The 13704-nt window shown below is 64.5% G+C and carries 16 protein-coding genes and 1 pseudogene; 4 read left to right on the top strand and 13 right to left on the bottom strand.

Annotated elements, in window-relative coordinates; genetic code table 11:
• Positions 1 to 33 precede the first annotated feature (33 nt).
• Entirely contained in the window at positions 34 to 960 is a 927-nt protein-coding gene (locus EN852_RS29605; RefSeq protein WP_127879268.1) for a DMT family transporter, read from the top strand.
• A gap of 61 nt (positions 961 to 1021) precedes the next feature.
• On the opposite strand, the gene EN852_RS29600 is transcribed toward EN852_RS29605, so the two are convergent.
• From EN852_RS29600 to EN852_RS29580, 5 genes are all read right to left on the bottom strand, one after another.
• Positions 1022 to 1291 (bottom strand): helix-turn-helix transcriptional regulator, encoded by a 270-nt coding sequence (locus tag EN852_RS29600; protein WP_126080263.1) that lies wholly within the window; start codon positions 1289 to 1291, stop codon positions 1022 to 1024.
• A 78-nt stretch (positions 1292 to 1369) separates the two neighbouring features.
• Positions 1370 to 2080: a phosphatase PAP2 family protein gene (locus tag EN852_RS29595; protein WP_127879270.1), complete on the bottom strand. Its 711-nt coding sequence runs from the start codon at positions 2078 to 2080 to the stop codon at positions 1370 to 1372.
• 14 nt (positions 2081 to 2094) lie between these two features.
• Positions 2095 to 2433 (bottom strand): hypothetical protein, encoded by a 339-nt coding sequence (locus EN852_RS29590; protein WP_127879272.1) that lies wholly within the window; start codon positions 2431 to 2433, stop codon positions 2095 to 2097.
• Between the two features lie 310 nt (positions 2434 to 2743).
• Positions 2744 to 3424: a GNAT family N-acetyltransferase gene (locus EN852_RS29585; protein WP_127866208.1), complete on the bottom strand. Its 681-nt coding sequence runs from the start codon at positions 3422 to 3424 to the stop codon at positions 2744 to 2746.
• Positions 3421 to 3906 (bottom strand): MarR family transcriptional regulator, encoded by a 486-nt coding sequence (locus tag EN852_RS29580; RefSeq protein WP_127866207.1) that lies wholly within the window; start codon positions 3904 to 3906, stop codon positions 3421 to 3423. The genes EN852_RS29585 and EN852_RS29580 overlap by 4 nt, the downstream gene beginning before the upstream one ends.
• Before the next feature lie 231 nt (positions 3907 to 4137).
• On the opposite strand from EN852_RS29580, the gene EN852_RS29575 reads away from it, so the two are divergent.
• Positions 4138 to 5175: a phosphatidylglycerol lysyltransferase domain-containing protein gene (locus tag EN852_RS29575; protein WP_127879274.1), complete on the top strand. Its 1038-nt coding sequence runs from the start codon at positions 4138 to 4140 to the stop codon at positions 5173 to 5175.
• A gap of 227 nt (positions 5176 to 5402) precedes the next feature.
• On the opposite strand, the gene EN852_RS29570 is transcribed toward EN852_RS29575, so the two are convergent.
• The 8 genes from EN852_RS29570 to EN852_RS29535 all read right to left on the bottom strand — a co-directional run bounded on the left by EN852_RS29570 (position 5403) and on the right by EN852_RS29535 (position 12651).
• The gene (locus EN852_RS29570) at positions 5403 to 6182 is read right to left on the bottom strand and encodes an ABC transporter permease (RefSeq protein ID WP_127866205.1); all 780 of its coding nucleotides are present in this window, start codon (positions 6180 to 6182) and stop codon (positions 5403 to 5405) included.
• Positions 6179 to 7105: an ABC transporter ATP-binding protein gene (locus tag EN852_RS29565; RefSeq protein ID WP_127879276.1), complete on the bottom strand. Its 927-nt coding sequence runs from the start codon at positions 7103 to 7105 to the stop codon at positions 6179 to 6181. The genes EN852_RS29570 and EN852_RS29565 overlap by 4 nt, the downstream gene beginning before the upstream one ends.
• 332 nt (positions 7106 to 7437) lie before the next feature.
• Positions 7438 to 9141, bottom strand: a complete 1704-nt coding sequence (locus tag EN852_RS29560) for a phospholipase D-like domain-containing protein (RefSeq protein ID WP_189546256.1) — start codon at positions 9139 to 9141, stop codon at positions 7438 to 7440.
• 500 nt (positions 9142 to 9641) lie between these two features.
• The gene (gene msrA / locus EN852_RS29555; protein WP_127879280.1) at positions 9642 to 10379 is read right to left on the bottom strand and encodes a peptide-methionine (S)-S-oxide reductase MsrA; all 738 of its coding nucleotides are present in this window, start codon (positions 10377 to 10379) and stop codon (positions 9642 to 9644) included.
• Between the two features lie 335 nt (positions 10380 to 10714).
• Positions 10715 to 11041 (bottom strand): hypothetical protein, encoded by a 327-nt coding sequence (locus EN852_RS29550; protein WP_127879282.1) that lies wholly within the window; start codon positions 11039 to 11041, stop codon positions 10715 to 10717.
• A gap of 89 nt (positions 11042 to 11130) precedes the next feature.
• Positions 11131 to 11817 (bottom strand): DUF1223 domain-containing protein, encoded by a 687-nt coding sequence (locus tag EN852_RS29545; RefSeq protein WP_127879284.1) that lies wholly within the window; start codon positions 11815 to 11817, stop codon positions 11131 to 11133.
• 124 nt (positions 11818 to 11941) lie between these two features.
• The gene (locus tag EN852_RS29540) at positions 11942 to 12286 is read right to left on the bottom strand and encodes an antibiotic biosynthesis monooxygenase (RefSeq protein WP_127879286.1); all 345 of its coding nucleotides are present in this window, start codon (positions 12284 to 12286) and stop codon (positions 11942 to 11944) included.
• Entirely contained in the window at positions 12283 to 12651 is a 369-nt protein-coding gene (locus EN852_RS29535) for an NIPSNAP family protein (RefSeq protein WP_127879288.1), read from the bottom strand. The genes EN852_RS29540 and EN852_RS29535 overlap by 4 nt, the downstream gene beginning before the upstream one ends.
• A 170-nt stretch (positions 12652 to 12821) precedes the next feature.
• Here EN852_RS29535 and EN852_RS29530 point away from each other — a divergent pair, with 170 nt between their 5' ends.
• Together EN852_RS29530 and EN852_RS42590 are read left to right on the top strand one after the other, a co-directional pair.
• The gene (locus EN852_RS29530; protein ID WP_127879290.1) at positions 12822 to 13496 is read left to right on the top strand and encodes a winged helix-turn-helix domain-containing protein; all 675 of its coding nucleotides are present in this window, start codon (positions 12822 to 12824) and stop codon (positions 13494 to 13496) included.
• A gap of 26 nt (positions 13497 to 13522) precedes the next feature.
• A pseudogene (locus EN852_RS42590) lies at positions 13523 to 13678 on the top strand (propionyl-coenzyme A carboxylase alpha polypeptide); the annotation flags it as partial.
• Positions 13679 to 13704: the final 26 nt, after the last annotated feature.

Raw genomic sequence — 13704 nt, 5'->3', positions numbered from 1 at the left:
GTTCCGCTATGCGCTCCGCGATATCCGGCTGCCATGAGCGATGCCGCGAAGACATCCAGCCTGACCGGCGCCGTTTCTCCGACCATCCCCGTGCTCACATGCGCGCTGGCGATTTTCCTGCTGTCGGGCATGGATGCGGCCATGAAGTCGCTAACGATCGCGGTCGGCGTCTACAACACGCTGCTGTGGCGCAGCATGGTCTCGACCCTGGTCGCGGGCGCGGTCTGGTCGGCGGGCTCGCGTTCAAAGCCGGCCCTTCGGGTGCTGGGCCTGCATGCGCTGCGCGCCGCGATTGTCGGCATCGTCCTGGTCTCATTTTTCTGGGGTCTGGCCAGACTGCCGCTCGCCGAGGCGATCGGGCTCAGCTTCGTCGCGCCACTGTTTGCACTGTTCCTCGCGGCATTGTTGCTGGGCGAACGCATAAGGCGGCAGGCGATCTGGGCATCGCTGGCCGGCATCGCCGGCGTCACCATCATCCTGTCCGGGCAGTTCGGGCGGGAAAGCTACTCGCAAGATGCCCTGCTTGGCACGGCCGCGGTGCTCGCATCGACTGTGTTCTATGCCTACAATCTGATCCTCTCCCGGCAGCAGGCGCTGCTGGCCAAGCCGGTCGAGATCATGCTGTTCCAGAACCTTTTCGTTGGGATTATCCTCGCTCTCGCCGCACCTTGGCTCGCGGTTACCCTGCCCGGCGATCTCTGGCTGCCGCTGATCGGGGTCGCGATGCTGTCGCTCGCGGGGCAATTCCTGATGAGCTGGTCCTATGCCCGCGCCGAAGCGCAATATCTGATCCCGACCGAATACTCAGCCTTCATCTGGGCGATCGCGCTCGGCTGGTTCTTCTTCGGCGAGGACGTGGCCTGGACCACGCTGGCCGGCGCATGCCTCATCGTCGCCGGCTGCCTGATCGCCGCGCGCGCCAATCCGAAACTTGCCGAGCCGATCGAAGCAGCGATGTGAGACAGCATTCCGTCGGGCGGCAAATTCAGCTGTGGTGCCGCTACATCCAAGCCGACCTGGCTCAGCCTTGCGGGTTCTGCGCCGCAGCGGCCTTGAGGCGTACGCCCCTGCCGCCGCGCTCGCTGGCCTGGTTCTCGCCGATCAGCTCCACCCCGACATCATCAAGCGCCTGGATGACCTTCATCAGCGTGTCGACCACGCCCCTGACGACACCGTCGCTCGCTTCCATGCGCTGGATCGTCGGAAGCGAAACCCCGGCACGCTCGGCGAGCGTCTTCTGGTCGATGCCGGTCAACGCCCGCGCGGCGCGCATCTGTGCGGCAGTGATCATCAGCCGGAACCTGTTTCTGAAGATATGAAAGATGTATATTTTAAATATTACAATGTCTCAAGCATCATTTTAAATGCTTCAGCCATCGATGTCGCTGTCAGCCACCACTTTGCGCCGCTGCAGCAGGCGTGCCGCAAGCCAGCATAGCATGGCCCAGGCGAAGCCGGCGCACCAGCCGGCGAGCACATCCGACGGCCAGTGCACGCCGAGATAGACGCGGCTGGCGCCGACCAGCACGGTGGTGAGCACGGCGAGGCAAAGCACGAAGATCTTCGTCCGGCGATCCGGCAGGAAGCGCGCCGCCAATGAGCCGAGCGTCAGATAGGTCACCGCCGACAACATGGCGTGGCCGCTCGGAAAGGACAGCGACGTTTCGGTGACCAGGTGCGAGACGAGATCGGGCCGGGGCCGGTCGACCTCGAGCTTGAGCAGGCTGGAAAGCACCTGCCCTCCGGCTATGGCGACGAAGACGAACAGTGCCGTCGCCGGCCGGCGGATCAACAGCAGGTACAGGATGGCCGCGGTCGTGATCAGCACCAGCACAGTTGTGCTGCCGAGGGCGGTGATGTCGCGCACCGCGCCTTGCAGCCAAAGCGGGCCGATCGGGCTGTCCGGCTGCCCGGCACGGCGGAAGGCAAGCAGGATCTCGGTGTCGAAGGCGTGCGGCGTCGTGGCGCGCGCCACCTCCATCAATTCCTCAAGACCCCACAGCCCGCCGGCGATCACCAGCCCGGCCAGCAGCAAGGGGAATTCGATCTTGGCAAGCAGCGCGCCGACGGATGGCTTCATGAGAGGCTCGAGGGTTAGAGCTTCTGCATATAGGGCCCGAGCGTGATCAGGGCGACGGCGGCGATCGCCAGCACCATGCCGGTCGCCTGGAAAGCATTGAGCCGTTCGCCGAAAAAGGCGATGGCCACGACGTTCACCGCGACAAGCTGGATCACCGCCGACAGGCTGAACGACGCCGACATGCCGAACTCGCGCACCAGCCTCAGCATGATCAGGTTGCCCGCGGTATAGAGCGCCAGCGTCACAAGGAGCTTGGCCAGGCTCGGCGCCAGCCCCCATTGCTTCGCGGCTATTGCCGCCAGCAGGAACATCACGGTCGAAATACCGAGCTGCGCCAGTCCCCAGAAACTCACCTGCCATCCCCTTTTGAAGCGCCGTCGCCACGGCCGGCCGCAGCCCTTGTTTCCGAAGCGGGCGAACCCGTCAAGCCGATCGCGACGGACGTTGCGTGTTCAAAGGGGGACCGAAGGCGGCTGGCCAGGGCGAAGCAGGAGCGAAGCTCCGTCGCGTAAACCCTGGAATCCACGCCGTTACCTTGGCCGCAATTGCAGCGGAGCAGAATTCTGCACCGCTGGCGGGGCTTCGATGTTACGGCATGAATCCTCGGGTCTACGCGTTCACTTCGCTCCCGCTCCGCCCGTGGATGACGAAAGTGCCGAGCACTCACCCAGCCCGCTGAACCATGGCGATGTTCATCGCGCTGCGCAGCCGGAAGCCGATCGACTCGTAGAGCCTGATCGCCGCAGCATTGTTGGCAAAGGCATGCAGATACGGCACCTCGCCGCGCGCCACGATGCGGTTGGCCACGAACAGCGACAACAGCCTGGCGAGGCCGCCGCCGCGAAAATCCGGATGCGAGCAGACGCCGCTGAGTTCCGAATAGCCGGGCTGCTTCATGCGCTCGCCGGCCATCGCGGCCAGCCTGCCATCGATCTTCACGCCCCAGAATTCGCCGAGGCTCAAGGCTTCCAACGTGAACGGGCCAGGCTTCGTCAGCGAGGCGAGCGCGAGCATCTCGGCCGCGTCCTGCCGCGTCAATTGCTCGATCCGAGGATCGGCGACCGTCTGCAAGGCTTGCCCGGTAATCATCTGCACGGCATCGGCGGTCATCGTCGCGACAAGCGCCGGCGGCAGGACAATGTTCTCGGCCTGAGCCAGGATGACGGTCTCGCCGGCCGGAACGAGCCTTCCGAGCGCATGCAGGCTTTCCGGATCGTCCGTTGCCGTGGCGGCGAACGGGATGATCGATGGCCGGTACCGGCGCGCGAGATCGTCACCCTCGGCGAAAGTCCTTTGCCGTGTTTCGAGCGCGCTCCAGACAGGGCGGTCGAGGATATGCTTCATGGCGTGGCGATCCTTTCGGCGCGACGGTGGAGCGGCGTCTCTGCCAGCCGATCCTCGATGGCGGCAAGCTGGCCGAGCAGCGGCCCGGAAAGATCGGCGCACAAATCCGCGACGGCATTTTCGATGCTCGGCCAGATGTCCCGTTTCGCCCGGTCGACCAGCCGCCTGCCGTTGCCGGTCAGCGAAACGATCCTGCGCCGCTGGTCGTCCTCTGCGGGATTGACCTCCACCAGCCCCAGTTCGGCAAGCAGCGCGACGCTGCGCGTCACGCCCGGCTGCGCGACGCCCAGCGATTGCGCCAGCTCACCGACCGGCAACGGCCCCAGCCTGTCGAGCGCGGCGAGCAGCGGGTACTGGCTCGACTGGATGCGCATGTCGAGGCGGTCGAGCACGCGCTGCGTGTCGGCTTGCAACTGCTCGCCCATGCGTTTCATCCGGCTGCCGAGGCAGAGAAAACCAAGAGATCGCAGAATGTCTTCCATAGCGCGCCCGCCACCTATCGATAACTTGATATATAACATTGCATGGAAAAATCAAGCGAATGCACACAGGGCGTTCCTGCGGCTGATGGCCGATACCGGACGCTTTCGGACGTTTGCCCTTCATTCGCCGTCAATTGCATCATATATCGCTGGCGCGACGTGGCCGGCAGCGGTCGCCAGCGATTCGCGACCTGAGGGTGGCAGGTCATCACTTCTTGGCACGCGGAGCTCATGGCGCCCCTGCGCATCTATTTCGACAGGCTTCTCGATGCCGTGGCGCCCAAGGTTCCGCGGCGTGAATTGAGCGATGAGGAGCGCCTGGCGCTGGTGCGCCGCCATGGCGATTTCTCGCTCGCCTATTCCACGGCTGTGCAGAAGAAGCTGTCCTATTTCAGCGACGGCGACGGCTACATCGCCTTCGGCACCAAGATGAGCCGTCATTTCGCGCTGGGCGATCCGGTGGCCGACCCGGCCAACCGCCCGGCCTATATCAAGCGCTTTGTCGAGGCGGCCGGCAGCCCCTGGTTCGTGCAGATCGGCGCCGACACGGCCAAGGTGCTCGCCGGTCTCGGCTACCAGGTCAACCGGCTCGGCGTCGACACCAGGCTGCTTTTGCCGGAGCATGATTTTTCGGGCAAGCGCAACGAGACCGTGCGCTATTCCGAGCGCTGGCTGGCGAAGAAGGGGTTTGTCCTCACCGAGGGCACGGGCGACATGCTGCTCGAGGAGATCAAACAGCTTTCCGCCGACTGGCGCAAAGAGCGCATCATCAAGCGCTGGGAGATGGGCTTCCTGAACCGTCGCTTTTCCAGCCAGCTGGGCGCCGACATGCGCCGCTTCCTCCTGCACAGCCCGGAAGGCCGGCTTCTCGCCATCCTGGATTTCGACCCGCTGTTTCGCGACGGCAAGGTCTTCGGCTACACCACTTCCTTCAAGCGCAAGCAGATCGACACCACGCCGCATGCCGAGATCGGGCTGACCAAATTCGCGGTCGACCGCTTTCGCGACGAGGGCATCTCGGTGGTGACGCTTGGCCTCTCGCCGCTCCTCGATGTCGAGCCCAGTGGCTTTGCCGAATCGGACTTCTGGCGCAACGCCTTCCAGCGCGCCTACAACTCGCCCTGGGTCAACCGCTCGCGCTTCAACCTGCAGGGCCAGGCGGCTTTCAAGCGCCGCTTCCATGGTGTCGAGGAACCGACCTATATCGCGTTCCGCAAAGGGACCTTCGTGGAGATGCTGGGGCTGCTGCGCCTGACCAAGGCGATCTGAGGCGGGCTTTTTTCCTCGCCCCCGCGAAGCGGGGGAGAGGTGGCTCGGACGAAGCCCGAGACGGAGAGGGGGCGACATCCGCGACGGGAGAATCCGTTGGGAGAAGGCACCACAGCCACCGGATCAAACTATCGCGACCAGCGACGGGTGCCGGCGTAGCCCCTCTCCGTCCCGGCTTCGCCGGGCCACCTCTCCCCACTTTCGTGGGGCGAGGAAGGCGAGTTCCGTCAGTTCCTCAACCTGTATCCCGTCTTGAAGATCCAGGCGACGATGGCGATGCAGATGGTCAGGAACACCAGCGTCATGCCGAGGCTGACGCCGACCGAGACGTCGGCCTTGCCGTAAAAACTCCAGCGGAACCCGCTGATCAGGTAGACGACCGGGTTGAACAGGGTGATCGTCTTCCAGATGCCCGGAAGCATGTGGATCGAATAGAAGCTGCCGCCGAGGAAGGTGAGCGGCGTGACGATGAGGAGCGGCACCAGCTGCAGCTGCTCGAAGGTCTTCGCCCAGATGCCGATGATGAAGCCGAACAGGCTGAAGGTCACCGCGGTCAGCACCAGGAAGGCGATCATCCAGAACGGATGCTCGATCCTGAGCGGCACGAACAGCGCGGCGGTGGCGAGGATGATCAGGCCGAGCATGATCGATTTGGTCGCCGCGCCCCCGACATAGGCGATGATGATCTCCAGGTAAGACACCGGCGCCGACAGGAGCTCATAGATCGAGCCGACGAATTTCGGGAAATAGATGGCGAAGGAGGCGTTCGAGATCGACTGCGTCAAGAGCGACAGCATCATCAGGCCCGGCACGATGAAGGCGCCGTAGGCGATGCCGTCGATCTCGTTGATACGCGAGCCGATGGCCGAGCCGAAGACGACGAAATAGAGCGATGTCGAGATCACCGGCGAGATGATGCTCTGCAGCACCGTGCGGAAGGCACGTGCCATCTCCACCCGGTAGATCGCCCATACCGCACGAAAATTAGGGGCAGCGCGCAGATTCATGGCTCTTGCCTCACGAGATTGACGAAGATCTCTTCGAGCGAGCTGTTCTTGGTGTCGAGATCGCGGAACTGGATGCCGGCCGCCTCGAGATCGCGGATCAGTGAGGCGACGCCTGGACGGTCGCTCTGGTTGTCATAGGTGTAAGTGAGCTCGTTGCCGCCCCGGGACAGCTCCAGCGGATAGCGCGACAGGCCGTCCGGAATGGCGGCTAGCGGCGCGCGGAGCTCCAGCCGCATCTGCTTGCGGCCGAGCTTGCGCATCAGCTCGGCCTTGTCCTCGACCAGGATGATCTCGCCCTTGTTGATGACGCCGACGCGGTCGGCCATCGCCTCGGCTTCCTCGATGTAATGCGTGGTCAGGATGATGGTGACGCCGTCCTCGCGCAGGCGCCTGACCATCGCCCACATGTCCTGGCGCAGCTCGACGTCGACGCCGGCCGTCGGCTCGTCGAGGAACAGCACGCGCGGCTCATGCGACAGCGCCTTGGCGATCATCAGCCGGCGCTTCATGCCGCCCGACAGCGTGATCGCCTTGGAATCCTTCTTCTCCCAGAGCGAGAGGTCGCGCAGCACCTTCTCGACGAACGCCTTGTTCGGCGGCTTGCCGAACAGGCCGCGGCTGTAGTTCACCGTCGCCCATACTGTCTCGAAAGCGTCGATGGTGAGTTCCTGCGGCACCAGCCCGATCAGGCTGCGCGCCGCGCGATAGTCCCGGCTGATGTCGTGGCCATCCACCGTGACGCTGCCCGACGAGCGGTTGACGATGCCGCAGACGATCGAGATCAGCGTCGTCTTGCCGGCGCCGTTCGGCCCGAGCAGCGCGAAGATCTCGCCGCGCTCGATGTCGAGGTTGATTTCCTTCAATGCCTTAAAGCCGGTGGCATAGGTTTTCGTGACACCGGAGATCGAGATGATGGATGACATGCTGAAAAACGGCCGGCTGGAAAATGTGACCTGATATAGGTCGGATGCCGCTCAAGGCAAACGGCAAATCGATGCGGCTCCTGACAGTTCTGGACAGTGGGCTGGCGGGCGACAGCATCGACAATTGGCGAAGCGGCCGATGACGGCGTCTTTCTCCCCGTCACTATACGGGGAGAAATACCCGGTAGGGCAATGAGGGGCAGCGCAACCTGTCAGGCAAAGCCTACCGCATTCCTTCGACCAATGACGGCTCGCGGTTGCCAACCGCAAACGCCGGCGCCGCCCCTCATCCGCCCTTCGGGCACCTTCCCCCCGTGGAACGGGGAGAAGGACTACCCCTGCTCCGTCCAGAACGCGATCTCCTGCGCCTTGGCCCTGAGCTCGGTCTTCAGCCACTGGTCGTCGTCGTCGAGATAGCTCCACGGCGTCTTGCCCTGCGCGCGCATCTCGCGGATGTAGGAGCGGTAGCGATAGTGGCTGTAGACCGACATCGCGTAGGTGGCATAGGCGGCGGCAAGCTTCCTGTGGCCGCGCACGATCACCAGGTTCTCGTCGTTCTTCTGGCTCGCCGGGGCTGAGAAATTGTGGCTGCCGGTCACCACCACGCAATCCTTCGAATGCGGATCGGTGACCAGGATCTTCGAGTGCACGATGGCGTGGCCGATCTGCGACAGGAACTCCCGCCGGTTGACCTCGGCGATCCACGGCCCGAGCGGCGCATCCAGGCCTTGCGGCTGCGCCACCGCGTAGCGGTCGGGCGTGAACGTCCGGTCGCTGCTTACCAAGTCGATGTCGAGAAAATTCTGCTCGGTGCCGCCCTCGTTCGCGCTCAGCGTGGAGACCACGCCACGCACATACATGCCCCTTTCCCTGGCGCGCTGGCCGGCAAGGGTATGCAGCCCCTGCTTGCCCGGCGTGAACATCAGGAACAGCACCGCCTGCCTGGCCGAGGTGATGACCTCGCGCAGCGCATCCATGTCGGCCCCGTTCGAGGTGCGGGTGAACCAAACAGTCGCCCTGGCGCTCCCGATCGTGAAGGTTTTCGGCGCGTCGTTGTCGGCCATCAGCGCCGGCGTGAAGTTCGCCGGGTCGGTCTTCAGCGGCGAGGCGTCCTTGAGCAGGTTCCAATGCTTGCGGAAATGCGCCGCTACCGCCGCGTCCTCGATCAGCAGGCCGTTGTTGACCTGCGTGCACAGGCCCGTGGTGCTCCAGTTGGTGCTGCCGGTCCACACCTTCTTCGGCTCGCCGTCTTCCGACACCACGACGAACTTGTTGTGGCCGAGCCCTTTCGATTTCAGCATCCGGTCGATGGTCGCGATGCCGTGGTCGTTGAGGTTCTTGCGCGCCGCCTTGTTGCCGTCGCCGCTCTTGTCGGAGCCGTTGGCGAGGATGAGATGGAGCCGCGGCCCGAGCCCGATCAACGCCGTCTCCAGCCTCGCATCGCCAAGCTCGTAGAGCGCGGCATGCAGTTCGTCGCCGGCGCCTTGCGTCAACCCAACCATGCGCAGGCCGAGATCGCCTTCCAGGAAGGCGCGGAATTTTGCGTCGCCATTGGTCTGCAGGCTCTTCTTGAAGGCCGCGGGCGTGAGCCTGTTCTTGGCCATGTAGCGGGCGACGAACTGCGACAGCACCAGCCCGCGGTTGAAGTAACAGGAAAAGCCGCCCCCGGCGTCGGTCGCAAGCGTCTTCCAGTCCGTCCAGTCGCTGGAAACGCCCTTGGTTAGCGGCCTGCCGGGGCCTGTGCTCGTCATCGCGGTGACCCGGTAGCGCACGACATTGCCGACATCGGCCGCATGGTCGGTCCAGTTGAAGCGCTGGAACGGCCAGACGTCCGACGGCTTGTGGTCGCCCGATTTCGGCCTGTCCTTGGTGAAGCCGACGCGATTCTCCACCGGCTCGATCTTCTCGGTCGCGCCGGCCTTGCGGCCGCGTTCCAGCAGGAAACCCCGGCATCCCGCGATGAAGTCGCTCGGCGCCCAGGCGACGAAGGCGTCATCGCCATTGGTGTAGACGGAAACCTTTATGCTGACGGTCACCTGTCGTTCCTCCCCGATGCAGCGCCGGCTGGTCCGGCCCATCAACGCAGCCAACAAACCCGCGCCGGAAGCAGGGCTCCGGATCAGTTGAAACAGAACTTTCGAAAAGGTGACGGCGACGATTATGTGGCGGCAGAAGATCGAACATCAATGTTTTGCAGCGTCAAGTATAACTCTATGAACTGCTTCACATTGCGTTCCGTCTGCCAGCAAAGCAAAGGGTGGATGGTTTCGGCGACCGAACCTCGTCATTCCAGGGCGGAGCAGCCGCGAAGCGGCGGCGTGGAGACCCTGGAATCCATGCCATGACCTTGATCGCAGGATGCAACGAAGCCGAATTCTGCACCGTTGCGTAGCGTCAAAGTCACGGAATGGATCCTCGGGTCTGCGCGTCGCTTCGCTCCTTGCTCCGCCCGTGGATGACGACTTCGCGTAGGCTTCGGCCAATCGTCAAGGCATCCGCCACGCAAATATCCCTGCGTCGGGAAACGGGCCGGCTCTCAGCTCTTGCTGGAGGCGAGCACCAGCACCGGCTTCTCGCTGTAGAGCTGCGGGAACAGCGCCTTCAGATTCTCGATCTTGGGCAGGTCGTTGTAGACGATATAGGGATAGGTCGGGTTCAGCGTCAGGAAGTCCTGATGGTAATCCTCGGCCGGGTAGAAGGTCCTGCCGGTCTCCAGCGTGGTGACGATCGGCTTGGGGAATACCTTGGCCTTGTCGAGCTGGGCGATGTAGCTCTCGGCGACCTTCTTCTGCTCGTCATTTTCGGCGAAGATCGTCGAGCGGTACTGCGTGCCGGAATCCGGCCCCTGGTAGTTGAGCTGCGTCGGATTGTGCGCGACCGAGAAATAGACCTGCAGCAGCTGGCCGTAGGTGACCTTCGACGGGTCGTAGGTGATCTCGACCGATTCGGCATGCCCGGTTCGGCCGCTGCCGACCACTTCATAGACGGCGTTCTCGGCGCTGCCGCCGGTATAGCCGGATACCGCCTTGCTGACGCCCTTGACGTGCTGGAACACGCCCTGCACGCCCCAGAAGCAGCCGCCGGCGAAGATCGCCTTCTCGGTGCCGCTCGCCGCCTTCTCGTCCATTGCCGGCGGCGGGATCACCACCGCGTCCTCGGCCGATCGCGCCGGGCTCTGCCACAGGGCGGTAGCCGCAACGGCCGCAAGGCCGAGCACGGCCAGGGCGCCGCGGGTGAAGAATGGCCGCGCGGCTCTTGTCTTTATGCCGTTCATGTCCTGATCTCCTGTCATTGTCTTAAGTATATACGAAAGAAGCCGTCGGGAGGTTCTCACTTTGCCGTGCGGCGGTGTGCAACCGCCAACGGCGCTCCCCCTCTCCGTCTCGGCTTCGCCGAGCCACCTCTCCCCCAACCTTTGGCGGGGGCGAGGAACCCAGGCATGCGAAGGCCTCTCCGTGGCTCATTGGCGTTCCTCGCCCTTCGCGGTTAGCGTTTCCTCGCCCCCGCAAAGCGGGGGAGAGGTGGATCGGCGCGCAGCGCCGAGACGGAGCGGGGGCCAGCGCTGACATTCGCGATTGGCTCCGAGCCGGCTGCGGCGCAAGCCTAGCCTTACTGAGCAGTCGTATCCGCCGGCTTCATCGCGTCGGTTGCCGGCTTCATGGCATCCGTCGCGGGCTTCATCGCATCCGCAGGCTTCATGGCATCCGTGGCCGGCTTCATCGCCTCCGTGCTCATCGCATCGGGCTTCATGGCATCGGTCGCGGGCTTCATGGCGTCGGCCGGCTTCATCGCATCCGTCGCCGGCTTCATGGCATCGGTCGCCATCGCATTGGCGGGCTTCATCGCATTGGTCGCGTCGTCGGCGCGGGCGCCGGCTACGAAGACCGCGGCGGAAAGCGCGAGGGCCAGAGCCGGCAGCGTGAGGAACTTGGTCATGAGGTAGTCTCCTTGGTTTTGGCGCGCGCAGATGCGGGCCTTGGTGAAGCGTTGCCGCCCATGCGGCCCCGCGCGAAGGGAAAGAAAGATCAGTTGGCAGCGGCGGCCAGGATTGGCCCGCCGCGCGGCGCCTGCACCAGCACGGCGGTGCTCAAGCCGCCGCTGGCCGCCGGCAGCGGCAGCGTCGTCGCCTCGCCGTTCCAGCTGCCGAGCTTTGTCAGCGCATGCACGACATTGGCATGCGGCAGCGTGCGGCCGGTGTTCTCGCCGCGCGCCACCGGCACCTCGACGACGCCTCTGTTGTAACGCACCAGCCAGATGTCGGCGCCGCCGCCCGGCGCCTTGCCGGCGCCGATGCTGACCTTGCCCTGCCCAAGCGAAAGCTCCGGACCTTGCGGGTGGCCGCTGTTGGCGATGAGGCCCTGGATCTCGCCCGGCGCCGCACCCACGGCATCATGGCTGCCGTTCACCACGACCTGCGGCGTGAACGGCCCGTCGCGGCCGAGCGGCGGCTCATAGGTCACCTGGCGGTCGGTGAATTCCTTGCGGCCAAAGGTGTCCTTCCAGCCGAGATAGTCCCAGTAGGTGACGTTGAACGACAGCGCCAGCACGCCAGGCTGGTCCTTGACCTTGATCAGGTTGGCATTGGCCGGCGGGCAGGACGAGCAGCCCTGGCTGGTGAACAGCTCGACCACGGTGAGTGGCTGGGCGGCCGCGGCGCCGATCGTGGCCGCGAGCATCGCGCCGGCGAGCAGGCTTGTCTTCAATCCGGTCATGGGAAGCAGTCTCCGTTACAGCGGGTCATGCTCCCATTTCGCCACCGCGGATCGCTTCGTTACAGGCCTCACCGGTTTGTGATTGCAAGCCCTCTCCGCTTCTCCCATGTCGTGGAAGAAGGCTTCATCCGTTCACTACGCGGCTATCTTGCGGCGCTTCGGCCCTTTCCGTCAGCCCGTAATCGCGCACGACCTGGGCGATGCGCAGACGGTAGCCGGCAAAGATGCCGCCGCGCCCGGCCTTTTGCGCCTGGCGATGCTCCTCGGTGTTGCGCCAGGCTTTCACCGCTTCCTCGTCGCGCCAGAAGGACAGCGACAGCAAGCGCTTCGGATCGGTCAGGCTCTGGAAGCGCTCGACCGAGATGAAGCCGTCGATGCTCTCGAGCAGCGGCTTAAGTTCGGCGGCGATGCCGAGATAGGCATCGCGCTTGCCCTCGGCCGGTTCCACTTCGAAGATGACAGCAATCATGCCTCTATCCCTTCCTTGACCGTTACGTCGGTGCGAAAGACCTGCTGCGGACCGTGCGGCCCCGACACCAGCTTCAGGAAGACGCGATCCTCCTTCAAGATGAATTTCTCGCGCCTGGCGAACTCGTAATTTGCCTTGCCGGCCGGGTCGGCGGCAAGCCGGGCGCGATAGGCCTCGTAGGCCGCGAGACTTTCAATGTTGTAGGCGGCATAGGCCGTGGTGGCCGAGCCTTCATGCGGCGCGTAGTAGCCGATCAGGTCGGCGCCGCAACGCGGAATGGCTTGGCCCCAGGCGCGCGCATATTGCTCGAAGGCCGCCTTGCCGAACGGGTCGATCTCGTAGCGGATGAAGCAGGTGATGGTCATGTCGGTCTCCTCGTCGGTTGGCTTCCGCACGTCGATGCTTCGACCGTGATCGAAACATTGCTGGCGTCTCTGTGCTAGGCATCCTCTTGTCAGGAGTGTCTGCCTGGGCTGCTTGAGATGGTCCCAGAATAATGCTTCCCTGACGGGAATGCTTCGATAAGGATCGAACCATGCGTGAAGGACCCGACATCGCCCGCATCGCCAGCCTGGTCGGCGACCCGGCCCGCGCCAACATGCTGAACGCGCTGATGGGCGGCACGGCGCTGACGGCGTCGGAACTGGCGCTGGAAGCCGGCGTGTCGCTGCCCACGGCTTCCTCGCATCTGTCGAAGCTGATGGAGGGCGGGCTGCTGACCTTGGCCAGCCAGGGCCGGCACCGCTATTACGGGCTTGCCAGCGCGCAGGTGGCCGGCATGATCGAGGCGATCATCGGCGTCGCCGAGGCGGTCGGCCCGAAGCGGGTGCGGCCCGGCCCGCGCGATGCGGCCATGCGCGTGGCGCGGGTCTGCTACGACCACCTTGCCGGCGAACAGGCGGTGGCGATGCTCGACCGGCTTTTCGACAGGAAGCTTCTGCTGCGCGAGGACAACGAGATCAGACTCTCGTCAGCCGGCGCCTCGCATTTTTCAGCGCTCGGCATCGAGATCCAGGCCAGGGCGCGCCGGCCGGTGTGCCGCGCCTGCCTCGACTGGAGCGTACGGCGCTCGCATCTCGCCGGCACGCTGGGCGCGGCCATCCTCGACAAGATCATCGTCGAGAAATGGGCACGACGCGAGAAGGACAGCCGCGCCGTGGTGTTTTCGCCGAGGGGAAGGCAGGCGTTCGAGAGGGTGTTTCTGGCGTAGGCGGACAATCTCGCGATGCTGGCGGGACAGCGCCCCCCTCTGGCCTGCCGGCCATCTCCCCCACGAGGGGGGAGATCGATGTCATGCCGGCTTTCGCCAACCGTCAACATTGCAGGACAAGCGAGGCGTCGAGACTGCCAATCTCCCCCCTTGTGGGGGAGATGTCCGGCAGGACAGAGGGGGCGCGAAGGATCGCGACGCTTGTTGC

The sequence above is a fragment of the Mesorhizobium sp. M2E.F.Ca.ET.209.01.1.1 genome (assembly GCF_004010375.2).
Classification (GTDB): domain Bacteria; phylum Pseudomonadota; class Alphaproteobacteria; order Rhizobiales; family Rhizobiaceae; genus Mesorhizobium.
Note: the sequence above shows the minus strand (reverse complement) of the source record. Positions and strands in the feature narration are given on the sequence as shown.